The sequence below is a fragment of the Leifsonia sp. Leaf264 genome (assembly GCF_001422325.1).
In the GTDB taxonomy this organism is placed as follows: domain Bacteria; phylum Actinomycetota; class Actinomycetes; order Actinomycetales; family Microbacteriaceae; genus Orlajensenia.
In genome coordinates this window covers 424,258-448,563 of record NZ_LMMR01000006.1, presented here as the reverse complement: position 1 = coordinate 448,563, position 24,306 = coordinate 424,258, and the positions used below count along the sequence as shown (strand labels likewise).

The window sequence follows — 24,306 nt, the reverse complement described above, 5'->3', positions numbered from 1 at the left end:
GACGCATGCTCGCGCTCGAGGTGATCGTCGCGATCGGCCTGGCCGTGCTCATCGGCGGCCTGATCGCCGCTCGTCTGCGCGTGACCACGCCGATAGTGCTCATCCCGCTCGGCGTGCTGCTCGGGTTCATCCCGGCCTTCCGCGAGGTCGAGCTGCCGCCCGAGGCCGTGCTGCTGCTGTTCCTCCCGGTGCTGCTGTTCTGGGAGAGCCTCACGACGTCGACGCGCGAGATCCGCCGCTTCATCCGTGTCATCCTGCTGAACGGCACCCTGCTCGTGTTCGTCACGGCCCTCGGCGTGGCCGTCGTCGGCACCTGGTTCGGCCTGCCCTGGATCGTCGCCCTCGTGCTCGGTGCCGTTCTCGCGCCGACGGATGCCACAGCCGTGAGCGAGCTCGCGGGTTCGCTGCCGCGTCGCCAGCGCACAGTGCTGCGCGCCGAGAGCCTCATCAACGACGGCACGGCGCTGGTGATCTACGCTCTCGCCGTCTCGGTCGCGGTGAGCGGGCAGCAGATCTCGCCGCTCGAGATCACCTGGACGCTCCTGGTCTCCTACGTCGGCGGCGTGGCCATCGGAGTCGGCATGGGCTTCCTCGGTTCGCTGACCCTCCGCATCCGGATGCCGCTGCTCAGCAACGTGGGACTCATCATCACCCCCTTCGCGGCCTTCTTGATCGCCGAGGTCGTCGGCTCGTCGGGCGTGCTCGCCGTGGTGGTCTGCGGACTGGTGATGAGCCGCATCGCTCCCCGCGTCGCCCGCCCCGAGGCGCGCGACCAGGCGCAGTCGTTCTGGACCGTGACCACCTACCTGCTGAACGCGGCCCTCTTCGTGCTGATCGGGCTCGAACTGCAGGTGGTGCTCCGCGAGCTCCCGCCGTCGCATCTCGGCCTCGGCGTGGTGTTCGGTGTGGTGGTGTGGATCGCGCTCATCGTCATCCGTGCGCTGTTCATCGTGATCACGACGACGATCATCCGCACCGTCGACCGGCGGCCCTACCAGCGCACCCTGCGGGCCTCGCCGCGAGCCCTCGTGATGGCGGCGCTCGCCGGATTCCGCGGTGCCGTGTCGCTGGCCGCGGTGCTGGCCGTTCCGACGGTTCTCGCATCGGGCGACGCGTTCCCCGACCGTGACCTCGTGGTGTTCGTGACCACCGTCGTGATCGTGCTCACCCTCGGTGTGCAGGGCCCGATTCTGCCGCTGATCATCAGGTGGGCGCGGCTGCCCGCCGACGACGGCATCGACGAGGAGCGCAACTTCGCCGAGCTGGCGGCATCCCGCGCGGCGATCGAGGCGCTCCCGGGCATCGCGAGCGAGCTCGGAGTCGACGACAGTGTGCGCGACAAGGTGCTCGCCGAGGCGGAGCAGCACGTCAGCGTCCTCGAGGCGGCCGGTGCCGAGGAGCCCGACGAGGAGACCACGCGCCACAAGGAGCAGTACAATCGCCTCCGGCTCGCGGCGCTCGAGGTGAAGCGCGAGACCATCGTGAGCCTCCGCGACGAGAAGCGCATCGACGACATCGTGCTGCGTCGCATCCAGTCGCAGCTCGACCTCGAGGAGCTGCGACTGACGGGTCGTGAGCTGGAGTAGGCACGTCGCTCCGCCGAGAGCGGTACCGCGCGCGAGCCCCGAAGCGCCAAGAAGCAGCCTCGAAGCAGAGCGGCCGAAGCGGCAGAGCGGCCGAACCAGCCCGGCCACAGGGTTGACCTCCGCCCGCCTCAGGGAGAGGCTGTCGGCATGATTCAGTCGGCGTTCGCGATCCTCGAAGTCCCCGATCTCACCGCCGCCCTCGCCTTCTATCGAGATATCGTCGGCGGCGAGGTGCGCTACGCCTTCCCCGACGAGACCGAGCCCGTCTACGTCTCCCTGCAGCTCGGCTCGAGCGCACTCGGCATCGGGCTGACCGAGCACCCGGATCCGGTGGGCGGCATGCTCCTCTGGATCTACGTCGACGACGTCGATTCGGCGACGGATGCCGTCCGCTCAGCCGGCTTCCCCGTGGAGGAGGAGCCCTCCGACCAGCCGTGGGGCGAGCGCGTCTCCCTGGTGCGCGATCCCTTCGGAACCCGCGTCAGGTTCGGTGCGCCGCTGGCTTCCTGACGCGCTTCGGGCGGTCGCTTCGCTCGACCCTCAGTGAGCGGTGGTACCCGCCTCAGTCTGCAGGATCCGTCAGCGACGCGGCGAACTCCCGCATCCGTCGCGCCAACTCCTCGGGGATCTCTGCCGCGGTGAAGTGGCCGCCCTCCTCCAGCCGGTCGAACGAGCGGATGCCGGTGTAGTGCCGGCGCGCGACCGACTCGGGGTAGCTGCCTTCGTGCCTCTGGATCGCGATGGCCGCCGGCACCGACGTCGGCGGGATCGCATCGGGGCGGTCGGCACCCTCGTAGTACGGCCGGAAGGACGTGCCGATGCTCTGGGTGACCCAGTAGATCATCGCCTCGGTGAGGATGCGGTCGCGCGAGATGCGTCGCTCGACGGCCCTCGGGTCACCCTGCGGGGTATCGCTCCACTCCACCAGCTTCTCGGCGAGCCAGGCCAGCAGCCCGGCCGGGGAATCGTTGAGCGCCGCCGCGAGAGTGTCGGGCCGGGTGTTCTGCACGTGACCGTAGGCGCCGTCGGGGCCGCCCTTGGCCGTCAGCTCGTCGAAGAAGGCCTTCTCCTCAGGGTCGGTCAGAGCGTCACGCTCGTCGTAGCTCGGGAAGTGCGCACTCGTCGCCAGGATCCCGATCACCTGCTCCGGATGCTGCGCCGCGAGAAGGTCGCTGATGTTGGCCGTCACGTCTTCGCCGTAGGTGATGTAGTGCTCGTAGCCGAGCACCTCGGTCATCAACGCGTGCATCGTGTCGGCCAACCGGGTCTCCGACATCGGTCCGTCGGCGTAGGGCGAGGAGAACGCGAAGCCGGGCAGGCTCGCGACGACCACGTTGAAGTCGGGCAGCTGGTCGGCGAAGTCGAGCTGCAGAGCGAAGGTGTGCGGCCACCCGTGCATGATGAGGAGCGTGGGCGCCTCGGTGGGGATGGTGGTCGCGGCACCCTCGTCAGCGTCGGCGTCGGATGCGCTGACGCCCGAGTCTCCGGATGCGGCATCCGCGCCCCCGCCCGAGCCGACATGGTCGCCGGCGTGCCTGCCGGCATCCGTCGCCCGTCGATGCACGAAGTGCACGGCACTGTCGCCGATCTGCGCGATGAACTGCGGATGCGCGTTGAGCCAGGTCTCGCGGGCGCGCCAGTCCCAGTCGATCCAGGTGTCGATGAGCTCGCGCAGGTAGGCCGCGTTCATGCCCGACGCGGGTTTGCGGGGCGAGTCGGGGAGCAGGCGGGTGCGCCTCAGGCGGTCGCGGAGATCGTAGAGAACGGCGTCGGGAACATGGAGCTCGAATGCCTGTGGAGCGCTCATGCCGCACAAGCTACTCCGCCCCTCCGACACCCGGGCGGGCGGGCGGGTTGGCAGGCGGGCCGCCGCGCGGGTGATCAGTAGTGGTACCGCGCCGCGATGATCACGAGTCGTTGAGCGCGAGGCTCAGTCCGAGCTCTACTCCGCCACAGCGCGCATGTCGGCGACCAGCTCAGGCAGTCCGTCCGAGAACAGGTGCCCGCCGTGGTCGAGGCGCCGCACCTCCGCATCAGGGAGCTCGCGGGCGTAGCGGTCCAGATGGGAGGCGGGCACCACGTCGTCGTCGCTGCTCTGGTACAGGAAGATCGGCAGCCCGTCGGGAAGCCTGCTCGCGAAGTCAGCGGGCAGCATGAAGTCCTCGAGCTCGCTGCCCCAGTAGGGCGTGGCCACGAGGAAGAGCGCGCGGATGTCGGCATCCGTCACTCCCTCCGCGAGCACCTTCAGCAGAACGGATGCGCCCAGCGAATGTCCGACCACCAGCGGCGGAGCGGAGGCTGTATCGAGCAGCCGGACCACCTCGGTCTTCCAGTCAGCGTACGACGGGTCGTCAGGCGCTGGCATGATCGGGAAGTCGACGGGGAACTCGGATCCGAGTGCCGCGCGCAGGGAATCGACGAAGTCCGAGCTGCCCTCGCCTGCGCCCTGGGGTCCGGCGCTGTGGATCAGGAGCACCGGGGTGGTCGTGTGTGGTCCGAGGCTCATGAGAGGCCTTCTTCCTTCAGCCGACGATGGAGCTCGGCTGATGATGGGGGCACTGTACTGCGCATCCGGTGCCGATCGCCAGCGTCGGCGGCAGGATGCGGATCGGCCGCGCCCCGCAGCGAGCCGACGACCGCCTAACCGATGTACGCGGTCATGCGGATCGATACGAGCACGCCCGGGATCACGGCGCCCAAGGTCGCCGCGTAGCGCGTCGGCGGATCCTCCGGGAACCAGCGGCCGTACTCCTCGTTCATACCGGCGAAGTCGTCGGGGTCAGCGAGCAGCACTCCCACCTCGACGACATCGTCCAGGCTCGCGCCGGCCGATTCCAGCACAGCTCGGCAATTGGTCAGCGCTTGCCGCACCTGTTCGCCGATGGTCGGGCCTGCGAGCTGCCCGGTCTCGACGTCGATGCCGGTCGTCCCCGACACGAAGACGAACGGGCCGGCCTTGACGCCCTGGCTGAACATCGGTGATCTCGGGGCTTGGGTGGAGACGACGACCTCGCGCATATGCACGAGGATGGCCCTCCCGACCGGCGGTGTCCAGACGCGCACCGGAGTTCGCGCGGCCTCAGGGCGTGACGACGCCGACGGATGCCGCCCTACAGGGCCTGCAGCGCGTGGTCCGCGGCGCACTGAGCTGCAGCATCCGTCGCCGCGAACACCCGCTTAAAAGAGGAACCGCGGCCCACGCACGAGCGTGGACCGCGGTTCATCGGCGACTGGAGAGCCGCCATCCTGCCCGAGGGTCAGTGAGCGACGCTGCGGCGACGAACGCTGACGTAGATCAGCAGCGCGATGATCGCGCCGATGATGGAGCCGATGATGCCGGCGGGCTGGAAGAAGCCGTCGGCCGGGTCGTGCTGGAAGATCAGGAATCCGAGGAATCCGCCGATGAACGAGCCGACGATTCCGAGCACGATGGTCATGAGGATGCTCATGTCCTGCTTGCCGGGCACGACGGCGCGGGCGATGAAGCCGGCGATCAGGCCGATGACGATGATGCTGATGATGAGGCCGAGCATGGTGTTCTCCTTCTATTGGTGGACGCCTGCTGGAGGCTTGCCGAGCCCCGACTGTAGCCGGGGACAACAACCGACTCAACCACCCCTGGGGGTGCTGGACTACACCCCTATGGGTGTGATATCCGGGAGTATGGCAAACGCATCCGTTCAGAGAACTCGCCCTGTCACAGTGGCGCTGGTCGACGACTACGACGTCGTTCTCACCGGTCTGGCGCACCTGTTCGACAACTATCGCGACCGCGTCGTCGTGGCCGAGATCGACGCGAACGCGGCGATGAGCGACGAGGTCGACGTGGTGCTCTACGACTCGTTCGCGCAGCCGGAATCCGATCACCACGAGATCGCCGGGCTTGTCGCCAACCCCCGGGCGCGGCATGTGGTCGTCTACACCTGGAACCTCCAGTCCGAGCTGATCGACTCCGCCCGCGCCCTCGGCGTGCACGGCTACTTGTCGAAGACGCTGCCCGCCGCGGAACTCGTCGCCGCCATCGAAGCCGTGCACGCCGGCGAGGTGGTGATCAGCGACTCCGGCCGCCGCGCCGCGAGTGCACCCGGCCTCGACTGGCCCGGACGCCTCGAGGGCATCACCGATCGCGAGTCGGAGATCCTCGCGCTCATCACCCAGGGCAAGAGCAACGCGGACGTCGCCCGCCTCACCTACCTCAGCCCCAACACGGTGAAGTCCTACATCCGGTCGGTCTACCGCAAGATCGGCGCGACGAGTCGCACCCAGGCCGTGCTCTACGGCGTCAGCCACGGCTTCGCCCCCGACCACCACCGCATCGACCACTGGCTGGGTGGGCCGTAGGGGTGACGCCTGCGTTGCCCACGACCGTTTGGGGAAGGGTGACTGAAACGGATGCCGCTGGCGAACACTCACGACAACGGATGCGGTTCGCCCGCCCTCCGCGGTCGGGGCGAAAAGGCCGAGCACCCTGTCCCGTGGCAGGCCATACTCGGAGGATGCGACGGCGCCGGTGCGAGAGTGTCACTCATGTCTGAAGCGGCATCCGCCCGGCTGGCCCCGAATGATGCCGGAGCGGGTGGTGGCCGCTCGGCCAAGCCGCGCGCTAGTGGTCAGCGACTCTTCTGGGCCTATGCCCTCCACGGGCTCGGAGCCCTCATCGGAGTCATCGCGGTCGGCCTCACCCTCTGGCTCGCGCCGATGTACTACGGCATCTACGCGCAGTTGATCGACGCCGGCGACTCCTATGGCGCGGGGGTGACCCGGGCATGGAACACGGCCTTCCTCGATGCGATCGCTGTGTTCGCAGCGCTCGGAGTGTTGATCGCGGTGGCGGGACTGCCGGTGCTCCGTGGGCGCTATCGCAGCCCGATCGCATGGATCCTGGTCGGCGTGGCCGTCGTCGGTCTGGTCGCAGCAATCGTCGGCGTCGTCGTCATCCAGAACCAGGGCACGCAGTCCTGAGCCTGCTGACCGCTCGCTCGAACGCCCTGCGGAATTCGGCCGTTTCGTAGGGGCGATCGGGCGACGGATGCTTCCGCCGACGCCCAGGCGTGCGAGTCAGCGGAGTCCATCCCGTCGCAGCCGCCAGAACACACGCATCCTCCGATCAACCCTCGTGAACTCCGCTGACTCGAACACACGATCGTTGACACCGAACGCCCAACGCCCATAGGGTCTCAAGGCTGCGCACTCTCGCGCAGCATCCGTCACACCCCGGAATCTGAAAGGACGTCACCGTGTACCTGCAGCGCACTCTGTCGTCCATCGAACTCGCAGCGAACGCGAATGCGATCGCTACCGAAGGCCAGCGCAGTCCGCGCCAGCCCGAGCGCGAGCTCGATCAGCTTCTCGATCCGGCACACTGACGCCGACCTCTCGACATCCGTCGAAGATCATCGTCACCCCGTGCCACTCGAGGCCCGGGGTTTTTCTCTGTCTGCGCGCGCGACGGATGCCTCGGGCCCGAGGTCGCGACATCCGTTCAACAACAAGCACAGACAAGGAAAGGACCATGGAGAAGATCTCCGAACGGCTCGTCTCATGGGCGAGCCTGCTCGACGAGAAGACCGTCGACCAGGCGAAGCTCTCATCGACGATGCCGTTCATCTACCCGCACCTGGCGCTCATGCCCGACGCGCACCTGGGGCTCGGCGCCACCGTGGGGTCGGTCATCCCGACCCTGCAGGCCATCATTCCGGCCGCCGTGGGGGTGGACATCGGATGCGGCATGATCGCGGTGAAGACCGGGTTCGCGGCATCCGACCTCCCCGCAGATCGGAGGGAGGTGCGGGAGCAGATCGAGCGCGCCATCCCGCTCTCGGCCGGCAAGTACAACCGCAAGATCGTGGCGACGGCCGTTCCGCGCATCGCTGAGCTCGAGGAGCTCGCCGAGGCGAAGGGCTTCGACCCCGCGACCTACGCGGGCAACTGGCGGGAGCAGCTCGGAACCCTCGGCAGCGGCAACCACTTCATCGAGGTCTCGCTCGACGAGACGGATGCGGTGTGGCTGTTCCTGCACTCCGGCAGCCGGGGAGTGGGCAACAAGATCGCGCAGCACCACATCAAGGTCGCCCAGAGGCTGGCCAAGAAGTGGTGGATCGACCTGCCGCACCCCGACCTCGCCTACCTGGTGGAGGGCACGCCGGAGTTCACGCGGTACATCGACGAGCTCCGGTGGGCGCAGCACTTCGCGCTGCTCAACCGGGAGGAGATGATGGACCGGGTCATCCGGCAGGTGAGTGAGTGGGTCGGCACATCGGTCGTCGAGCTCGAACGGATCAACTGCCACCACAACTTCACCGAGAGCGAGATGCACTACGGCAAGAGGGTGTGGGTCTCGCGGAAGGGTGCGATCCAGGCGGATGCCGGGCGGCCGGGGTTGATCCCCGGGTCGATGGGCACGGCCTCGTACGTGGTGGAGGGGCTCGGCAACCCGGTGTCGCTGAACTCGTCACCGCACGGTGCTGGGCGGACCTTCTCGAGGTCGGCGGCTCGGCGGGAGTTCACGCACGAGCAGCTGCGGGAGGCGATGGTGGGCATCGAGTTTCGCGACACCGATGCCTTCATCGACGAGATCCCGCAGGCCTACAAGCCGATCGACCAGGTGATGGCCGACGCGTCCTCGCTCGTCACGATCAAGCACACGCTGCACCAGATCGTGAACGTGAAGGGCGACTGAAACGGATGCCGCGGCCCGCGCGTGATGCGCGGGCCGCGGTGTCGCAGCCGTCGCCCCCGGACTGGGACATGAATGCGGCCTGCCGTAGTCGTTAGCCTCCGGTGGACCCACGAAAGGCACACCATGGCGAACGCTCCTGCAGGCTGGTTCGACGACGGATCTGGACGCCAGCGATGGTGGGACGGCGCCGCCTGGACCGACCGGTACCTCGACGAATACACGAAGGCGGTTCCGACGCCGAGAACAAAGCCGACTCCGAAAACTGTGAAGCCGACGGCGACGCAGGCGGTGCCTACGAAGGTAGCGACTACGACGGCGACGCAGGCAGTGCCTACGAAGGCAGCGACAACGAAGGCGACCGGCGCTGGCCACTCACGACTCGTTCGGAATATCGTCATCGGCATTGTCGGCCTCGTCTGCATCTCTCTCGTGGCGTCGGCCGGATGGGCAGGGTTGCTCCTCCTCATCGGCATCGCTGTGCTGGCGTCGGGCATCTATGCGCTCGTTGTCGGCTCCTTCCGTGCGATTCGGGTGAAGTCGCGGGCGAGCGCAGCTCTGGTGTTGATCGTCGGACTCGCCATCGTCAGCGCGGGTGGCTCCGCCGTCGCTGCAACGATCCACTCGGGTCAGAACCTCGCGGCGAGCCAGAGCGAGAGTACCGAGGCCCCGACTGTCGTGAAGAAGTCGGAGGCACCCACTCCAATCCCCACGCCGACGCCGACCCCCGTGCGCACCACCAAGCAGGTCGAGGAGCGCACGCCGATTCCGTTTGCGTCGTCCACCGTCGACGACGCCAATCTCGATGCGGGCACGACGGCGGTTGCAGTCGTCGGAGTCGCGGGCGAGAAGCTCACCACCTGGTCCGTCGTCTACGAAGACGGCGTCGAGATCTCGCGATCCGTCGCGTCGGAGGCGACCAGCATTGCACCGGTGAACGAGGTCATCGCCAACGGCACCCGTCAGCCGGCCCCCGCTCCGGAGCCGGTCGTGGCACCTGCTCCGGAACCTGTCGCCGAAGCCGGCAACGGATGCGACACCAACTACGCCGACGCATGCGTGCCGATCGACTCCGACGTCGACTGCGCAGGTGGAAGCGGTAACGGCCCCTCCTACGTCGCCGGGCCAGTTCGCATCGTCGGAAGCGACATCTACGACCTCGATCGCGACGGCGACGGCATCGCCTGCGACTAGTGACTGCGCCCGAAACCGGATGTCGCGGCCCGCGCGTATGCGCGGGCCGCGGTTCTCAGGCCCGTCATCGACTGCGTGATTTGCGAACTATCCGACCGTGAACGTCCAGTTGCCGTCGGCTCTGATGTCGATCACTGACGGCCCGCCACTGAGGGGGACTGTTCCCGAATAGGGTCCGATCTCGTTCACCAGGAGCCCCATGCTGAGGGCATCGCCCGTCTCTTCGGACACCACGAAGTTCGCGGCGCCGTCGTGCGTGATAGCCGCCGTAGACGCCTCACCGTCATAGAGGAACACGGCATCGCCGGCGCCGCTCGGTGCAAGCGCCGGCGCTGAGCTGATGGGAGCGATCGTGATACTCCAGTTGCCGTCCGCTTTCACTTCCAGGTTGACACCCTGCGCGATCGCGTTGAACCCGTAGGCAGTCGTGCCGGAGTATGCGCCGATGGTGTTGACGAGCAGATCTCCTGTCGACTGATTGGTGGCATCCAGAACCGAGATTGCGAAGTTGGAGGAGCCATCGTGCGTTGCGGTCACCACGGCGGCAGTCGCATCCGGAAGGGCAATCACGCTGTCACCTGTACCAGTCTGGCTGATCGGGTCGAATGTCCCGAACGTGGAATCTGCCCAGTCCTGTGGGGTGTTCGTTTCCTCGGCTGGCGCCTCGCTTGACGGCTCGTCCTCTGGCGCAATCTCGGCGGAGGTGCTGTCGGTCACCGCTTCGTCCACGGCCGTCACGAGGACCGCAGCGTAGACAACGCTCATGATGATCGAGATGAGCAGCGCGATGCCGGAGACGATCGTGCCTGCGAGCGCGACGTTCCTCGGACGCCCCTTTGCTACGAGGCCGATGATCCCCAGGATGATTCCCAAGACGGCCAAGAAGATGCCGAAGAAGCCGACCGCTGGAATCCACGCGAGAACGAATGCCACGATCCCGAGAATCAGCGCCGCGACTCCAAGCCCGTTGCCTGATTTGGTATTCGAGGCCTGTGCTGGTGGAGGCGACGTGGGTGGCGGGGAGGTGGCATCCGCTGGCGGTGGGGGAGTTTGATTCGTCGGAAGTGACTCGTCCGGAGGCACGCCAGTCATCTGAATACCTTCTTCCCCCCATGGCGACCGACTTCCCCCCATGGCGACCGAGGTCGCCCGCTTAGATGAGCAATCTTCATGATTGCGCAAGTGGGCCTATCTGGGCAAGGAGTGAGGTGACGCGCACTACCGCTTCGACTTGACGATCCCGAGCCGTCTCACGTCCGCTGCCGCTGCCGGCCCACCCGGTCTACGCCTGCGGATCGAACACGGCCAACTCGACTGGCGCGAGGGTGTTCCGGTCCGCGTGACGAATCTGCAGACAACGGTGCCCGGGGGCCACAGGGCAAAGCGGATGCGAAGGCGCCAGCAAGCGCTCTCCGCAGGTATTGAACTGCTTCTGCCGCCAACGGGGTCGCTGAACTCGTCCCCGCGCGGTGCCGGGCGCACGTTCTCGAGGTCGGCGGCTCGGCGGGAGTTCACGCACGAGCAGCTGCGGGAGGCGATGGTGGGCATCGAGTTCCGCGACACGGATGCCTTCATCGACGAGATCCTGCAGGCCTACAAGCCGATCGACCAGGTGATGGCCGACGCGTCCTCACTCGTCACGATCCGGCACACGCTGCACCAGATCGTGAACGTGAAGGGCGACTGAAACGGATGCCGTGGCCCGCGCGCAGTGCGCGGGCCGCGGTGTCTCGCTCACTCGACCACTGAGGTAACCGGCGGCTTTTGTAGGGACAGGGGAACGAATCAGCTGGCCAAATCTAGAACATCCCTCATATGGGGCTGGGTTCCCTCGCACGCCATCGCCATGAATTTGCTGACGAGTGCAGAGCGGTGCTTCAGAAAAGCGTCATAGTCGGGCTGTACTTCGGCACGTAGTTCGTCGCCAGAGGGTTGCGGATATGGCCCTGCGCTGACGAGGCTCTCGTACGGAACGAGGTGAGACTCAAGCCGGTCGCGTATATCTCGGTCGTCGGGAGCCGCTTCAGCACGCTTCTCGAGGTATGTGATCGGGTCGAGTCGCCCGATCGTTCGGTTCGTCTTCCATGTGATCAAGACGCAGTTCAAAGCAAGCATGGGCTCGATACCAGCTTCCGCAAGCAGTTGATTCGGGAAGACGTGGTGGTACTCCCGGGCAGTTACATTTTCCGGCGTCAGTATCGTGTCGTCCGCGAAATCGCGCGCACCGAAGTAGTTCGAGGCCGCGAGTATCGCGCGCGAGATCGAGTTCTTGTTCTTTGGCCAAGGTGCACTTCGGAGCTCGCGTTCGGTCGGGAGGGGATACAGCTCTTCATCAAACACCGGAACCGACTTCTCAGCGCCGTCCCCAGCGAGCATCTGCGCCAGCCCCCGATAGTCCGCGAATGCCCGGGTCGCGGCGGCACCTTCATAACGGTTGGTGCAAAAGCATCGCCATGCGTAGCGACGCATGACCTTGTCGACGTTGGCCCGGCGATCTCCCTCTTCTGGTTCGTCCGCAAGTAGCGCTGCGATTACTGGGAGGGGAATAGCCGATGGCAACCGCTCACCATCGAAGATTCGCAGGGACTCAATCGTCTGTACCGCGCGACGTAGGCCACGAGACATGCGAGGCCAGTTTTCGGCGAAGAGTGCGTAGTCCATGTCGAAGTAGCCGACTTGGTTCGGCAACTTCGTCTGAAGGAGCGCAGAAGTTTGGAGCACTGCGTTGTCGAGCGAAAGGTACTTCTTGATTCGAGGCTGCTCGGCGTCGAGTTCTGCTTCCATCTCCTTCAGGCGATGACCGGTCGCCCCTTCAAGCTCAGCGACCACGATGTCATACGCCTTCAATGGCTTGGCATTTGTGTTCATGTTGACGAACACGCTCAAGGCTGTCTCTTTGTGTGTTGTGGCCGGCAACCGAAGGTATGGAAGATTGAAATGGGCTACGGTTTCCCGCTTCTCGGCGATGAGCTTCTTCAAGCGGTCGCGTGTCGTCGTTACATGCTTCATCCTCGCGCGGAGCTCGACAATGTCGGTCACGTCCTCGCCAGGCTCGAGGTGCGCGGTTGCGTGTTCAATCCATACACCGCTCTCATCGCTGGCAGGGTCGAACAGGCGCACCGGCACCAATCCACGTTGCAGACACTCTTTCGGCGAATCGACCCAGACCGGGAATCGCGTCCCATGCTTGTTGTCCCAACGGCGCTCCACTCGGACCGACACGTCGTGGTCGTCGTTGCGAGGATCGTCGTCGAGTTCCGGCAGATGGAGGAAGTACGTGATGCGTGGGTCGTTGTCCCTCAACGCCCGGTACAGCGCAGTGAGGCGTTGCTGACCGTCGAGCAAGTGCTCAGTGACTGCCTCCGTCGTGTCAGGTGCCGACACGAGAGGCCGTGAAACAAACTGTTCCTTGTCGCCCACGTTGAGCACCAGCGCTACTCCGAGCGGGAGATCATGGATGATCGTCTCCAGCATCGAAACGACGCGCTTTGGCTCCCAAGCGAGTCCTCGTTGAAAACTTGGCAGGCGTGTCTGCCCGCGATCGATGCTGACCAGCCAGTCGCGAATCGTACGGTTCTGTGCTTCGCTACCCGCGCCCATCTCTGCTTCCCTTCGGCCGCCAGCGCTGGACTCGGAGATTCGTCGCAGCCCAACGATCAAGACTCGTCCGCCAGATTAGGGGACCTCGGACTGCTTCGCATCGGCTTCACAGACTCGGCCTAACACTTGAAACCCACGCGGTGTCTTCCTCACCCGGGCTGCAGGCCTGCCCCGGCCGCCCGGTGCCCAGCGTGCGGCGCGCAGTGCTCACACCCGCGCGATCGCCCACCGGAATGAGTTGCGCAGCACGTAGCCGCCCCGACCGTCGCGGAACGGGGCGGCGGCCGCCACGATCACTGCGTGCAGCGACGTCACCACATCGGCGTCCTCCCCGAGGAGGATGCCGCGCACGAGGGTGACCTCGTCGGGCGCGAACCACGGCACGTCCACCACGCGGGAGTCCACGACCTGGACCCCGCCGGCCGCGAGCGCCGCCTCGATACCGCCGGCCGGCCGCAATGGGCCGTCGGGGTACGGTTCGTCATCTCGGGCCTCGGCGATCGCGGCCTCGACCACGTCGATGTCGTTGAGGGCAGCCTCCGCCCAGTTGGACACGGCCACGATGCCTCCCGGTCGCACCACCCGGGCGAGCTCGCGAACGGCGGCTGTCGTGTCCTCGGCGAACTGCAGTGCGTTCACCGCCGTGGCCACGTCGAAGGCGGCATCCGCGAAGGGAAGGTTCTCGATGTCGGCGAGCACGACGTCGGCGCCGGTGCCAGCGCTGGCCTCCCGAGCGAGCGCGACCATGGCGGGGGCGGGATCGGCACCGACGGCAACCGCCCCGCGCTCGGCGAGCAGGTCGAGGAATTCACCGCTGCCGCAGCCCGCATCGAGCACGCGCGTTCCCGGCCCGATCGCGGCCGCCTCGATGATCGCCCGTCGCGCCGGATCCGCGAACGAGCCCCAGAGTTCCGCCCAGCCCTGGGCGACCTGCGACCACCCGTCCGCGTCCGCGCCATCCACCATGCGGCCACAGTATCCCGAAGGGCGGACGGCGCACCTACCCCACGTACGCCGTCATCCGAATCGACACCAGCACCCCCGGAAGCACCGCGCCGAGCTTCGCGGCGTAGCGCGTGGGCGGCTCGATCGGGAACCAGCGTGCGTACTCCTCGTTCATCCCCGCGAAGTCGTCGGGTTTGGCGAGCAGCACGCCCACCTCCACGACGTCGTCGAGGGTCGCATTGGCGGCCTTCAGCACCTCTTCGCAGTTGGTCAGCGCCTGCCTGACCTGCTCGCCGATCGTGGGCCCGGCGAGCTGCCCGGTCGCGACGTCGATTCCGGCTGTGCCCGAGACATAGACGAACGGGCCGGCCTTGACGCCCTGACTGAACATCGGCGAGCTCGGGGCTTGGGTGGTGGCGAGAACCTGGCGCATAGCCACGAGGATGGCCCTCTTCGATCGACGTGTCCAGACCAGACGTTTCTCTTCGCAGTCGATGCCGAATGGGCGATGGCGACGACGGATGCCGCCCTCGAACCACGGCGAAGCTCCGGATGCAACCCCGCCACGAGACCGAGGGGTCGCGCGCAGACTGGTGCTGCCGCCAAGCCGGCGGCGCGAGTGAAGGAGGGCACGATGGCGGATCAGGGTGGACTCGGCGACGAGACCAAGGACTATTCAGACGCGGACAAGAGTGCATCGCCGAACGCGACGGGGTTCGCCATGCCGGGTGCTGCCAGTGAGGCTGTCGGCGACGCGGGCGACGCGGGCGACGCAGGCGAGAGCGCTGGCGAATATACGGCTGATGAGTCGACCACCGCTGTCGACAACCGGAGGGCCGGAACGGATGACTCGACCGACGCGGCCGACGAACAGATCGGCGCCGCCGATAGTGCGGTGAACAAGTCGGTCGGGCTGTAGGGACGAAGGGTGGCCGGTGGCGGCGGGGCCGCATCCGTCGTCATCGGCGTACCGTGAGAACGAGGAACGCGAGGAGGAACGATGCCCGCACGCGAGGAGCTGCCGTCGACGATCGCCCGGTCGCCGAAGCATGCGCAGGAGATCTGGCTCGAGACCCACGACGCCGCGGTGAAGAGCTACGGCGAGGGCGAGCGTGCGCACCGCACGGCGTTCGCGGCGCTCAAGCACCAGTACGAGAAGGTCGGCGACCACTGGGAGGCGAAGGCCGAGTGGGGTCCGAGCGACGAGGGGGCGGCGCAGCCCGGCCCATCCGGCGACACGGCGGGCGGGGTGGATGCGAACGCCTCGAAGCGTCACCTCTACGACATCGCGAAGCGCCTCGACGTGCCGGGCCGTTCCACCATGACGAAGGATGAGCTGGTCGAGGAGATCCAGCGAGCCAACGACCGCGAGACCCGTCGCAGCCGCGAGCGGGAGGGCTGAGAGGGCGGCTTCGCAGCGGTTCGCGACCTTCCCCTCGCAAGAACGGATCGCCGCCGGCGCGTCGATCACCATCGCGACTTAGGCGGCCTTTGTGCCTCCCAGCAGCACCGCTCCACCGCCACAATGGACCCGTGACCCCTCCCGCCGAGTCGTTCCCGAAGCGACCTACCCGCGCGACCGACATCCACGACGACTTCTCGTCGCCGACCTTGCGGACTGACCTGTGGGTCGCCGACTACCTCCCGCACTGGACGACCCCGGAACGTTCCCGCGCCCGCTACGAGCTGGCCGGCGCATCCGGTCTCCGCATCCCGATCGAGCATGACCAGCTCGAATGGCGGGAGGAGCTCTCGGCAGCCGTATAAATTCATCGACGTGTCGCTGGACGCGCATGATTCCGTGCGGCTATTCCTGCTTTCCTGCGGCGGGCGGAGTCGATACCGAGATTGCGTTGCATCCCGCTATCGTCATCCCGAAATCGTGGCACCTTGTCATGAACGTGAAGGACAATTCATCCTCGGCCGGGAGCGCAAATCCCTGGGTTCGTAGGATTGTCAGCCAGCCAGAGTGGTGCTAACTCGGTCAAGGTCGCGTCGGTTGTTCAGCATGGTTTCGCCCTGTTTTCCCGACAGGGCACGCAGTATTTGTCGCCCAACTGCTTCTGCCACAGGGGGTGGGAATGCGTTTCCGATCTGTCTGTAGGCAGCCGTTTTCCGGCCGTGAATCGTCCAATCCGGGGAGAAGCCTTGAACTGCGGCGGCCATATCGAGTGTGAGCCGAGGTGTGTGGTCGAGCGGGGTCAGATGATTCGGCGCGTGGTCTGCAATTCCGCGTCCATCCACGCCTAGTGCCAGCCACGCAGCTTTCGCTCGGGTTGGGCCGAGATCTGCCCCGCCGTGCTTCTTGCTTCCGCCGACGAGGGTAGGGGCGACTTTGCTTGCGTTCGATGCCCACCGGCTCGCGCCTAGCCAGCCGTCAGCGCTCATCAACGGGTACAACGCCTCTCCAACGGTCTTTGTTTGCCCGTTGTGCAATCCCCAGGAGAACTTCTTAAAGTGTCGACGCTTCATCGCCACAAGGATGAAGCGCGGCCGCAGTTGAGGTACGCCGTACGAGGCGGCCTCTAGCAACTTCCAGTCACTGTCATAACCTAAGTCATTCAACTCGCTGAGGATCGCCTCGCGATAGGAATCGAAGCGACGAGAGGCGAGGCCCCGTACGTTTTCGAGTAGGACCGCCGTTGGACGAGCCTCGCGGACGAGCCGCAGCGCTTCTGGAAACAGATCGCGCTCGTCGTCCTTACCGAGCTGCTGTCCTGCGATGGAAAAAGGTGGGCAGGGCACACCGCCCGCCAACAGATCGATTCCTCGATAGTCTCTTCCGTTTACGGCTCTCACGTCGCCTTCGAACACATCCCACCCTGGCCGGTTCAACCGCAGGGTGTTCGCAGCAGCCGGATCGATCTCAACGGCAAGTTGGTGCTCGAAGCCTGCTGCCTCAAGCCCCGAGGCTTGACCGCCGGCGCCCGCACAAATCTCGAGCACTGATATGCCTGTCATTGGATCTCCTAGCAGTCGGGACGCGTCTATTCTCGGTTACTACAGCAAGCTTTGTCGGACCGACAGACGGTAAGCATACGTAGGGCATCAGACATTCGAGCGCCAGAGGCAAGTATGACCACTATCGAACAAAGGGCGGTTGCAACGTCGCGGCTGATTCCTTACGCGATTGCTGGTATTGACGCTGGACAATTGGCAACCGTTGATACGCCCGAGCAGGCACGTAAACTGGCCCGCCTTGTCGCACTGGCGGTCATGGCTGACCGCCAGCACGTGCCTCTGGGGACGCTATACAGCAATGTCTACAGTGGGACGCTCCTTCGCAGTTTGGGGCTAGCAACTCGCATGATGAACGCCTTAATGCGAGAAAAGCGCTCCACATTCGAGTCCATTTCCGAGGAAAGCGTTGCCTCGATCATGGACTGGAGTCATGTCGGTGAACTTTCGATCCTGAGCCTGATTGAGTCTCTTACAATCGAGTCGATTAGGGACGTCAAGGGGACCACCGACGTTCCTCGTCCGATGGCTGAGGCGCGACCGTCAGTCGCCCCGTGGGTAGACGCGACGGTTAGTGACTTCCATCTCATTGCCGAGTGGAACCTAATGCTTGGTCGCCCGAATTCCTCCCTACTTGCCAGCGACGAGTACTTGAACGCTCCCTACGAAGTTGCCGAGTCTCTACGTCGGCTGTCCGCTCTAACGGCGTCAGAACTTTTTCCTATGGGTGGGAGTACACCTGCCATCATCCTTCAGCGGCAGTCGGAGGAGATGGATCCGCGCATGACCGCTGTCCTTAAGCGCCGGTCCTTTGCAGATGCTCCTGAAACGTATGAGGGGATTGCAGTAGACCTTGGCGTCAGCCGGGAACGCGTGCGCCAGTTGGAGCGGAAGGCGAGGCGGGAGCTGGTCTCGCTTGTGATGGATGGTGCCATGTCATCTATTGCGGTCACCGTTAGGGCGCAGGCGACTGGGGTTCTAGCCCTTGATCAACTTCTGCGGGCGATCCCGTCTCTTCGGGAAGTGGTGAATACCTACGAACAGCCAATTTGGAGGATTTTAGACCGGCTAGACGATCGATACGAAATCGCGGACGGATGGTGCGCGGCGCCAAGTATCGCCGCGGCACGTGGCATGACGATACAGGCGCTGAGGGCTGCTGCCCGCGGAGGGGTGAGCGTTAGCGCGCAGCATGTTATCCCTGTTGATACTGCGCTCAGCATCGTCCCCGGTCACAAGCTTGATGCCGACCTGCTCCCTCAATGGATCAACTACTGCGGCTTTAGCATCGTCGAAAGTCTTGTTCTCGCGGGGGGAGCGGGTACTCGGGGCCGCGCGATTGCGGTCTTGGTCAGCGAAGGTGAACCGTTATCTGCCGAATCAATTCTCGACCGGCTTGGAGAAGAGCGGTCTCTCGTTGGACTGAAGAACGTACTCGGGTCAGATTCCGCTTTCTCCAGAGTTAACCGAGATTTATGGGGTCTAAGCGAATGGGAAATGAGTCCATATAAGCCGATCCGAGAACTCATTGAGGACGTCCTAGGAACCAACGACGGGTCGGTGTCGCTAAGCGACCTCGTCGATACCCTTACGAGCAACTTTAACGTTATGGCGACCAGCGTCATCGCATATGCCGCGGCTCACCCCTTCGTTACTGAAGCGGGTACGGTGAGGCGTCGCCCGGGTGACGCGGGCGCCCCCGCGAAATCGCCGTGGCTGACTCGACGCCTCTACAGACAACCCACGGCGTGGGTGTACCGAACCGTGGTGACGGACGAGCATCTCCGCGGTAGTGGATCAGTCCTGCCCATTGCCGTCGCCGCGCTCACGCACCTGGATCGTGGCGGCAAAGTTGAACTTAGGAGTTCCGACGGGGTGCAAGGAATCTCGTGGAAAGGTATCCAGCCAACGCTGGGAAGTATCAAGCGATTGACGGCTCAGCTATCTCTCGAGGCTGGTCGTGCTGTCTTCTTCACCTTTTGGGACGACGGTCGATTTTCCGTTGATGAAGTCCGCGAGGGGAACGGGGTCGTAGACACGGTCCTGGCTCAAGTCGGCTGCACTTGGATAGCGTCTCCCCGTGAGGGCGTGCAGGCACTTGCAGATGCTCTTGGCCTGAGCGGGGCGACCGGGTTCGATGGCATCATTGCCCGATTGCGCGCCAGGCGGGAGGATGATCTCGCAGAATTGTTGGAGGGACTGTAGACCGTCCTAGTCGCGAGCGCGATTCTCAGTCGAGTGAGGCCAGAAGTCGCCGGCGGTCTTGCTCATCGACGGTCTTGTCTTCTCGAATGTTTCGTTTGACCTGTACTAGCGCCCCTTGATGCGCTGCGGGGTGCGAGTCTCGCAGCAGATAGATTGACAGCCCCCCATTTGAATATGCATCGATACGTAAACCAAGCCCACGCAACTCGCGGGTGCGTCTCTCGGTATGGATGGCATCACCGGTCAGAACGCGTAGCTCGTCAACACTCACTTCCTCGCCCTGCCGTGCGCAGAGATAGGCGTATAAAAGTGCGTGAGTTCGGCCGTACCCACGAACCGTCCGGTACTTCAACGGTACCTGCGGGAACAGGACACCCATCGTTGCCTCCAGGCCCGTTTTCAGCTCCGCAAAGCGGCCGTCGTCCTCGAAGCTGTCCTCCGCAAGCTGTTGGAAAGCCAACGCCAGCTGACGCTTTGCGTCGAGGTATGCGCTGATTAGCCTCGGTGTCGGGGCGTTGGCATCGCTAAGAACCTCGCTGAGTAAGTCCGTGGCTTCGGCCGCTCGGTGACGATTCTGGTTCCACGACGAGTTCATGGGAGTGGCGCCGAATTCAGTGGAGGGTATCGGAGAACGCTTACGTCCTCTCCCGCGGCCTCGACTGCTTCCAGGTCGCCGAGCCATTCGCGGAGGAACGCCGCTGCCTCGTCATCCTTGTTGGTGGCCCTCATGAACGTAACGCTGTTGGGTAGCTTCACTCTTACCTCGTTTCCTGGCCGGGGGCCCCATTCGTCGAGCGATCTCTGGAGATCTAAGCCGGCTGCGAATCGGCGCACGTCCGAAACGAAGTCCAACACAATTACCTTCGATTTCCCGGGCGCGAGCCGCAGACCGCGGCCGAGTTGTTGGACGAAAATGCGCCGACTGTGAGTCACTCTCTGGAACACCACCAGATTCACATCGGGGACGTCGACGCCTTCATTTAGAACGTCAACGGCGCAAAGTATGCCCGTCTTGCCATCGGCAAAGTCCCACAGAACCCGGTTTCGATTGATTGGGGTCATCGCGACGCCAGAGCTACCTTTTGAGTAGATGGCAGCAGCGCTGGTGAAACCGAGCGCGTTGATGCGCTCGGACAGCCGGTCAGCATGTGACACTGTGCCGCAGAACACGATGCCACGCGTCTTGGGATTCTCGGCCCAAACCTCCGAGATTCGCGAGACAACCGCGTCGTCCCAATCGTCGATGAATAGCGTTCTGTTAATCGCTCTCGGGGTGAAGCGATCACCCTTCAGCTGCTTCAGTTGGTCCCAGTCGACATTGTCGGTGTACATCCGGTAGTCGACATTTGCCAAGAAGCCAGACCCTAGTCCTTTCACCAGATCGATGCTCACAGTCGGCCCATCGAACCATCGCTCGAGTCTTGCTCCTCCTGGTCGCCATGGGGTGGCTGTCAGCCCAATCAGAAATGGGCCTCCGCCCACACCAACTCCCAGATCCTCGAGCAGGCTGTCATAAGTTTTCGATTCCAAATGATGACATTCGTCAACGATGACGATGTCGAATGGTGGCAATTCGATGCCCGCCGTAGTTGCGTTCACTAGAGTGTCGCGGGAGGCGAACACGATATCGAATGCGCTGAGATCTGCCCAAGCAGGCTTCTCGGTCCCGTTGACCACAACCGTGGCTTGGTTCGAGCGGAGGAACGGCCAAAACGCTCGTTCTAACTGGTAGACCAAATCATTCGTGTGCGCGAGGACGAGTACTCTGAGCTCGGGTTTTAGGGCAGACATTCGCCGGACCGATTCACCTGCGACGAACGTCTTTCCCAGACCCGTTGCAAGTACTACCAGCGACGATTGCGTGGACTCATTTGCCCATGACGCCAGAATCTTTGCGCACGCCTCGGATTGGTACTCCCGCGGCTGGTACCTGTTCGGGTACTCGGTTACCAACGCTTCGAGGGGCGCGAACGCTTGTTGTTTCCGAAAGGCCGCCTGGTCCCACAACTGAACGTTGATGCCTTCGGCAGCCAATTGACGACGCTGTGCGTGCAAAGACTGGGTGAAGCCATTCCTGCTGACTATCACCGGAATATCTGCCTCATAGGTGCGCATCGCGGCCAATGTTCGCTCAATTACTTCGGGGCCAACGGGCTGGCTCATCCGTTTGACTTGGAAGAGCCAGCGCCTCGAGTTCTTAGTAGCGAGGACGTCCGCTCCGCCATCGCCGCTAGCTCCGATTAGTGAGACGTGTTGATAGCCGAGAAGTGGAAGTAGTCGGGTAAGGGATCGTTCGTAGGCTTGCCATCCGGTTGCTGCCATCGCAAAGTCACCCAAGAAGTCCGTCACAAGAGGTGGGCCTCCAGGTAGTCTTTTGAAGCTTGAGCCCTGGCAACGATGAGCGGATCAGGGTAAATAAAGCGAAGGTAAGCGGCGCAATCTTCGAGACACCGAGAGTAGTTGCCCACCTTCTGCTCCATGGCGGTGGCGGCAGCGGCGACGCCGACATCCGCGGCATCCGGCAAGACGTCGTTCCAGACAGAGCCGAACCAGGATGAGGGCTGGTGCCTAAATAGTTTTGCGAGCACGCTAGGCCCGGTGAACTGTAAATAGGCCCCCGTCCGTTTGAGCTCGGTTAGTTCGTCTAAGCGGCCGAGAGAAATAAGCCGGTCGGCCAGTTGCCGCTGCTCGAACTCATCGAGCTCATCGTAGAAATCGGCCGCGTCGTCAGTGACGATCCGGTCCGGGATCCGTTCGAAAATGGCGCGGATGCTTTCCGCCGTTGACTCAGGAGTTCTTACCAACACGTCGGACCAGACTTCAGCAAGAATTTGAGCCGCGATGTTTGGAACGGTGTGTCCAGGGCGCCCCTGTAAGTCGGTGCGCAGGCTGTACAGATATTGCGCTGCCTCGATAGCGACGAGCTGTTGTGGACTGGTTCCCAGCTGAGCAAATAACGGGTGCGATTCGTTCACGAAGACTTTGATTCGTCCTGGGCTGCGGAAGGTAATGCTCGGGACAGGATCCGCGTTCCATGCGGGACGCAAGACGCCGGCCCTGAACGTCTCAATGTCGAGCGGCTCCGTTTTCCGTCCATCCGTCAAAGTGAAGACGCGATTTTTAAAGGAGTACTCGTCCGCTGCCGAGCTGTCGCGCTGGAGGGCTGCGGCCGAGATTGGACTCTCGCTGCCGCGAATTGAGTCGCATTCGACACACTTATCGCTCTCTACGTCGTTTGTCTGACCACAAACGTTGCAACTCCAGGGCTCAATGACCTCAGGAATTTGCGACGCGCCACAGTGTGGGCATTGAACCGCACTTTGTTGAATTGCCTCACCGCAAGCGACGCACGGCTTGGACCGAAGCAGCGCGTCGCAGCCGTCGCAAACTTCGTCGCTCGGCAAATTCTGAAATCCGCAATGCGGACACTCGGAGAGTCCCACGATGGGCTGAATGCCAGCGGATTCGACGAGCTCCCACCACTTGCTGTCGTCAAAGAACCCTGGCTCCTTGTTTACAAAGCGTTGATAGTACTCCGCCTCGATTGCACGCGATATACGCGTCGGCTTGTTCGTGCTTTCGTCCCAACGGCCCATATACATATCGGACTTGCCGGGATTGCGTACCTTTCGATAGCCCTGGAATAGCTTTGACACCGGGGTCTCGTTGCGCTCGTCGCCGGACCAGCTACTCGGGAGTAATGAGGCACCTCGGAGAAAGGCCACTGCACGGATCCACTCATCAGTCGTGCGCTGAAAGTCCTGCTTCTGGAAGTCGACGGGAACATGATCCAGGTGGACTTCTCCGACGATCCGGCCGGTCTGCTGATCGGTGGGGTACTCTTTGACGCTCTCGCCGACTTCGTTCTGGTAGTTGAAGAATGCGTCCTTCTCGCTCACGCGAATGGTTCGACCCTTCCTGATGAGATCGATTCCAAACTTGTTGTTGTCGTCGTAGCGCTGGATTCCAACCCATCCGCGTATGCGTTCATCAACCGTCCGAAACTCTTCGCTTTGACACTCAAGGCAAGCATTGGAATCTGTCGGGATCGCAGCTCCGTCCATGACGCAACGGCGCTGCGTTGCAATGACTTCATTGAACGTGATTTGGGCGGGGATGGTGCCCCATCCCTTTCGCTCGACGAAGCGGGATTCCGACCAGACACAATGCTCAAATGGCTCGAGGGCATCTTGGTTCACGAGGACGCGGATTGAGTCGTCGTTCGATCGTTTGAGCACAGTTGCATATCGTCGCCCCAGTTGCTGCCTCAACAGCAGCTTAGGGATGGCCCCGAGCTGCGCGGCAAAGCCCGCGTTGGAATCGCCGTCGGGCCACCAGCCGTCGACCTCCACGATCGTTCCGTGCTCAAAGTTGGTCGGCTTGGGCACGATCTCAACTGGGACGTTGAACGAACGCGATCGCACAATTGTGGGCAGGTCGAGCGTCACCTGCAATGCCATCTGGTCTGACTGACGGGCAGTAGTAACTCGAGTTCTGCGTCCAAGCTTCCCGGTCGCAATGTTGAAGCCCATTCCAAATAGGCCCAAAGTGTCGAATCGGTTCTTGCCGCTAAACCCAGCCCGCAGTGTGTTCTCGAGGCCTATGCGGTCGAGGCCGCCGCCGTTGTCGTAAACGCGCACCATCCCCTCGCCCCTTTTCACGACTGAGGCCCCGGGCACGGTCACTTCGACGAGTCGATGCGAAAGCGGGATGCCCTCCATGCTCGCTGCGGCGAACGCATCGATTCCGTTGTCGATTAGTTCACAGAGAGCGTCCAACGGCTTGAGAGGAGTTTGGGTGAGGGCGAGGAGAACCTTTGGGTCGGGCGTGATGTCCAGGAACTCAGCCGTGGTCATTGTTCCTCCGTTGCCGTGCAGTCTGAGTCGATTTGAGGAAGCTAGCTACCCCCTGGATCCTATTGTCCAGCGGAGTAGGGGAGGTCGCACTCCCCAGTCAGAGGTTCGGATCCTGCCCATCAATCGCTGAGAGCGGAAGTTCAGTCGAGGGGAGTGCTCCGGCGCGATGCAGACCACGAAGCGTGATGCGCTTCTAGCCGCTGGAGGTCCGGATGGCGTTTGGGGCGGGATCAAGTTCTACGCGGCAACGCTATGGTGAGCGATATCGACAGAAAGGTCCATCGAT

23 protein-coding genes and 1 pseudogene are annotated in these 24,306 nt (G+C 63.8%); 12 read left to right on the top strand and 12 right to left on the bottom strand.

Annotated features, from left to right (window positions below; translation table 11 throughout):
- Positions 1-5: 5 nt before the first annotated feature.
- Together ASF30_RS15195 and ASF30_RS15190 are read left to right on the top strand one after the other, a co-directional pair.
- Positions 6-1,586 carry a Na+/H+ antiporter gene (locus ASF30_RS15195; RefSeq protein ID WP_055908371.1) on the top strand — a complete coding sequence of 527 codons (1,581 nt, stop codon included), beginning with the start codon at positions 6-8 and terminating at the stop codon, positions 1,584-1,586.
- A 147-nt stretch (positions 1,587-1,733) separates the two neighbouring features.
- On the top strand, positions 1,734-2,096 hold the full coding sequence (locus ASF30_RS15190; protein WP_055908368.1) for a VOC family protein: 363 nt from the start codon (positions 1,734-1,736) through the stop codon (positions 2,094-2,096).
- Positions 2,097-2,148: 52 nt separating this feature from the next.
- On the opposite strand, the gene ASF30_RS15185 is transcribed toward ASF30_RS15190, so the two are convergent.
- The 4 genes from ASF30_RS15185 to ASF30_RS15170 form a co-directional block, all read right to left on the bottom strand.
- Complete coding sequence (locus ASF30_RS15185; protein WP_055908365.1) at positions 2,149-3,393, bottom strand: alpha/beta fold hydrolase; 1,245 nt, start codon at positions 3,391-3,393, stop codon at positions 2,149-2,151.
- A 135-nt stretch (positions 3,394-3,528) separates the two neighbouring features.
- Entirely contained in the window at positions 3,529-4,092 is a 564-nt protein-coding gene (locus ASF30_RS15180) for an alpha/beta fold hydrolase (RefSeq protein ID WP_055908362.1), read from the bottom strand.
- A gap of 134 nt (positions 4,093-4,226) precedes the next feature.
- A complete protein-coding gene (locus ASF30_RS15175) occupies positions 4,227-4,604 on the bottom strand; it encodes a RidA family protein (RefSeq protein ID WP_055908359.1) in 378 nt (125 codons plus the stop codon).
- Positions 4,605-4,843: 239 nt separating this feature from the next.
- Positions 4,844-5,119, bottom strand: a complete 276-nt coding sequence (locus ASF30_RS15170; protein WP_055908356.1) for a GlsB/YeaQ/YmgE family stress response membrane protein — start codon at positions 5,117-5,119, stop codon at positions 4,844-4,846.
- A 169-nt stretch (positions 5,120-5,288) separates the two neighbouring features.
- On the opposite strand from ASF30_RS15170, the gene ASF30_RS15165 reads away from it, so the two are divergent.
- From ASF30_RS15165 to ASF30_RS22330, 5 genes are all read left to right on the top strand, one after another.
- Entirely contained in the window at positions 5,289-5,927 is a 639-nt protein-coding gene (locus tag ASF30_RS15165) for a response regulator transcription factor (RefSeq protein ID WP_235480350.1), read from the top strand.
- A 186-nt stretch (positions 5,928-6,113) separates the two neighbouring features.
- On the top strand, positions 6,114-6,548 hold the full coding sequence (locus tag ASF30_RS15160; protein ID WP_055908350.1) for a hypothetical protein: 435 nt from the start codon (positions 6,114-6,116) through the stop codon (positions 6,546-6,548).
- Positions 6,549-6,823: 275 nt separating this feature from the next.
- Entirely contained in the window at positions 6,824-6,952 is a 129-nt protein-coding gene (locus ASF30_RS23485; RefSeq protein WP_268765555.1) for a hypothetical protein, read from the top strand.
- 146 nt (positions 6,953-7,098) lie between these two features.
- A complete protein-coding gene (locus ASF30_RS15155; RefSeq protein ID WP_055908347.1) occupies positions 7,099-8,265 on the top strand; it encodes an RtcB family protein in 1,167 nt (388 codons plus the stop codon).
- 123 nt (positions 8,266-8,388) lie between these two features.
- Positions 8,389-9,456: a G5 domain-containing protein gene (locus ASF30_RS22330; protein ID WP_082467863.1), complete on the top strand. Its 1,068-nt coding sequence runs from the start codon at positions 8,389-8,391 to the stop codon at positions 9,454-9,456.
- 87 nt (positions 9,457-9,543) lie between these two features.
- Here ASF30_RS22330 and ASF30_RS15145 read toward each other — a convergent pair whose 3' ends face one another.
- On the bottom strand, positions 9,544-10,548 hold the full coding sequence (locus ASF30_RS15145; protein WP_157497442.1) for a TM2 domain-containing protein: 1,005 nt from the start codon (positions 10,546-10,548) through the stop codon (positions 9,544-9,546).
- Positions 10,549-10,903: 355 nt separating this feature from the next.
- Between ASF30_RS15145 and ASF30_RS22325 the strand changes: the two are divergent.
- Positions 10,904-11,143, top strand: a pseudogene (locus tag ASF30_RS22325) (RtcB family protein); the annotation flags it as partial.
- A 98-nt stretch (positions 11,144-11,241) separates the two neighbouring features.
- Here the strand turns inward: ASF30_RS22325 and ASF30_RS15140 are convergent.
- The 3 genes from ASF30_RS15140 to ASF30_RS15130 all read right to left on the bottom strand — a co-directional run bounded on the left by ASF30_RS15140 (position 11,242) and on the right by ASF30_RS15130 (position 14,434).
- Positions 11,242-13,056: a DUF262 domain-containing protein gene (locus ASF30_RS15140; RefSeq protein WP_055908341.1), complete on the bottom strand. Its 1,815-nt coding sequence runs from the start codon at positions 13,054-13,056 to the stop codon at positions 11,242-11,244.
- Positions 13,057-13,263: 207 nt separating this feature from the next.
- Complete coding sequence (locus tag ASF30_RS15135; RefSeq protein WP_055908338.1) at positions 13,264-14,022, bottom strand: class I SAM-dependent methyltransferase; 759 nt, start codon at positions 14,020-14,022, stop codon at positions 13,264-13,266.
- A gap of 34 nt (positions 14,023-14,056) precedes the next feature.
- The gene (locus ASF30_RS15130) at positions 14,057-14,434 is read right to left on the bottom strand and encodes a RidA family protein (protein ID WP_055908335.1); all 378 of its coding nucleotides are present in this window, start codon (positions 14,432-14,434) and stop codon (positions 14,057-14,059) included.
- Between the two features lie 201 nt (positions 14,435-14,635).
- Between ASF30_RS15130 and ASF30_RS15125 the strand changes: the two genes are divergently transcribed.
- From ASF30_RS15125 to ASF30_RS15115, 3 genes are all read left to right on the top strand, one after another.
- Positions 14,636-14,920 carry a hypothetical protein gene (locus ASF30_RS15125; protein WP_055908331.1) on the top strand — a complete coding sequence of 95 codons (285 nt, stop codon included), beginning with the start codon at positions 14,636-14,638 and terminating at the stop codon, positions 14,918-14,920.
- A gap of 81 nt (positions 14,921-15,001) precedes the next feature.
- Positions 15,002-15,403, top strand: a complete 402-nt coding sequence (locus ASF30_RS15120) for a ChaB family protein (protein ID WP_055908328.1) — start codon at positions 15,002-15,004, stop codon at positions 15,401-15,403.
- 131 nt (positions 15,404-15,534) lie between these two features.
- Positions 15,535-15,768, top strand: a complete 234-nt coding sequence (locus tag ASF30_RS15115; protein WP_055908325.1) for a hypothetical protein — start codon at positions 15,535-15,537, stop codon at positions 15,766-15,768.
- Positions 15,769-15,957: 189 nt separating this feature from the next.
- On the opposite strand, the gene ASF30_RS22320 is transcribed toward ASF30_RS15115, so the two are convergent.
- On the bottom strand, positions 15,958-16,962 hold the full coding sequence (locus ASF30_RS22320; protein ID WP_082467861.1) for a DNA cytosine methyltransferase: 1,005 nt from the start codon (positions 16,960-16,962) through the stop codon (positions 15,958-15,960).
- A gap of 255 nt (positions 16,963-17,217) precedes the next feature.
- On the opposite strand from ASF30_RS22320, the gene ASF30_RS15110 reads away from it, so the two are divergent.
- Positions 17,218-19,164, top strand: coding sequence for a sigma factor-like helix-turn-helix DNA-binding protein (locus ASF30_RS15110; protein ID WP_162240771.1), 1,947 nt, complete (start codon positions 17,218-17,220; stop codon positions 19,162-19,164).
- A gap of 25 nt (positions 19,165-19,189) precedes the next feature.
- On the opposite strand, the gene ASF30_RS15105 is transcribed toward ASF30_RS15110, so the two are convergent.
- From ASF30_RS15105 to ASF30_RS15095, 3 genes are read right to left on the bottom strand one after another with little or no spacing between them, the layout of a single operon-like run.
- Positions 19,190-19,759: a hypothetical protein gene (locus ASF30_RS15105; RefSeq protein ID WP_055908319.1), complete on the bottom strand. Its 570-nt coding sequence runs from the start codon at positions 19,757-19,759 to the stop codon at positions 19,190-19,192.
- On the bottom strand, positions 19,756-21,486 hold the full coding sequence (locus ASF30_RS15100) for a DEAD/DEAH box helicase family protein (protein ID WP_157497440.1): 1,731 nt from the start codon (positions 21,484-21,486) through the stop codon (positions 19,756-19,758). The genes ASF30_RS15105 and ASF30_RS15100 overlap by 4 nt, the downstream gene beginning before the upstream one ends.
- 23 nt (positions 21,487-21,509) lie before the next feature.
- A complete protein-coding gene (locus ASF30_RS15095) occupies positions 21,510-24,020 on the bottom strand; it encodes an ATP-binding protein (protein ID WP_055908314.1) in 2,511 nt (836 codons plus the stop codon).
- Positions 24,021-24,306: the final 286 nt, after the last annotated feature.

Excerpts from the sequence above, each read along its gene's own strand:
- ASF30_RS15195 (WP_055908371.1), top strand. The coding sequence starts at position 6 with ATGCTCGCGCTCGAGGTGATCGTCGCGATCGGCCTGGCCGTGCTCATC.
- ASF30_RS15190 (WP_055908368.1), top strand. The coding sequence starts at position 1,734 with ATGATTCAGTCGGCGTTCGCGATCCTCGAAGTCCCCGATCTCACCGCC.
- ASF30_RS15185 (WP_055908365.1), bottom strand. The coding sequence starts at position 3,393 with ATGAGCGCTCCACAGGCATTCGAGCTCCATGTTCCCGACGCCGTTCTC.
- ASF30_RS15180 (WP_055908362.1), bottom strand. The coding sequence starts at position 4,092 with ATGAGCCTCGGACCACACACGACCACCCCGGTGCTCCTGATCCACAGC.
- ASF30_RS15175 (WP_055908359.1), bottom strand. The coding sequence starts at position 4,604 with ATGCGCGAGGTCGTCGTCTCCACCCAAGCCCCGAGATCACCGATGTTC.
- ASF30_RS15170 (WP_055908356.1), bottom strand. The coding sequence starts at position 5,119 with ATGCTCGGCCTCATCATCAGCATCATCGTCATCGGCCTGATCGCCGGC.
- ASF30_RS15160 (WP_055908350.1), top strand. The coding sequence starts at position 6,114 with ATGTCTGAAGCGGCATCCGCCCGGCTGGCCCCGAATGATGCCGGAGCG.
- ASF30_RS15155 (WP_055908347.1), top strand. The coding sequence starts at position 7,099 with ATGGAGAAGATCTCCGAACGGCTCGTCTCATGGGCGAGCCTGCTCGAC.
- ASF30_RS22330 (WP_082467863.1), top strand. The coding sequence starts at position 8,389 with ATGGCGAACGCTCCTGCAGGCTGGTTCGACGACGGATCTGGACGCCAG.
- ASF30_RS15145 (WP_157497442.1), bottom strand. The coding sequence starts at position 10,548 with ATGACTGGCGTGCCTCCGGACGAGTCACTTCCGACGAATCAAACTCCC.
- ASF30_RS15140 (WP_055908341.1), bottom strand. The coding sequence starts at position 13,056 with ATGGGCGCGGGTAGCGAAGCACAGAACCGTACGATTCGCGACTGGCTG.
- ASF30_RS15135 (WP_055908338.1), bottom strand. The coding sequence starts at position 14,022 with ATGGTGGATGGCGCGGACGCGGACGGGTGGTCGCAGGTCGCCCAGGGC.
- ASF30_RS15130 (WP_055908335.1), bottom strand. The coding sequence starts at position 14,434 with ATGCGCCAGGTTCTCGCCACCACCCAAGCCCCGAGCTCGCCGATGTTC.
- ASF30_RS15125 (WP_055908331.1), top strand. The coding sequence starts at position 14,636 with ATGGCGGATCAGGGTGGACTCGGCGACGAGACCAAGGACTATTCAGAC.
- ASF30_RS15120 (WP_055908328.1), top strand. The coding sequence starts at position 15,002 with ATGCCCGCACGCGAGGAGCTGCCGTCGACGATCGCCCGGTCGCCGAAG.
- ASF30_RS22320 (WP_082467861.1), bottom strand. The coding sequence starts at position 16,962 with ATGACAGGCATATCAGTGCTCGAGATTTGTGCGGGCGCCGGCGGTCAA.
- ASF30_RS15110 (WP_162240771.1), top strand. The coding sequence starts at position 17,218 with ATGGCTGACCGCCAGCACGTGCCTCTGGGGACGCTATACAGCAATGTC.
- ASF30_RS15105 (WP_055908319.1), bottom strand. The coding sequence starts at position 19,759 with ATGAACTCGTCGTGGAACCAGAATCGTCACCGAGCGGCCGAAGCCACG.
- ASF30_RS15100 (WP_157497440.1), bottom strand. The coding sequence starts at position 21,486 with ATGGCAGCAACCGGATGGCAAGCCTACGAACGATCCCTTACCCGACTA.
- ASF30_RS15095 (WP_055908314.1), bottom strand. The coding sequence starts at position 24,020 with ATGACCACGGCTGAGTTCCTGGACATCACGCCCGACCCAAAGGTTCTC.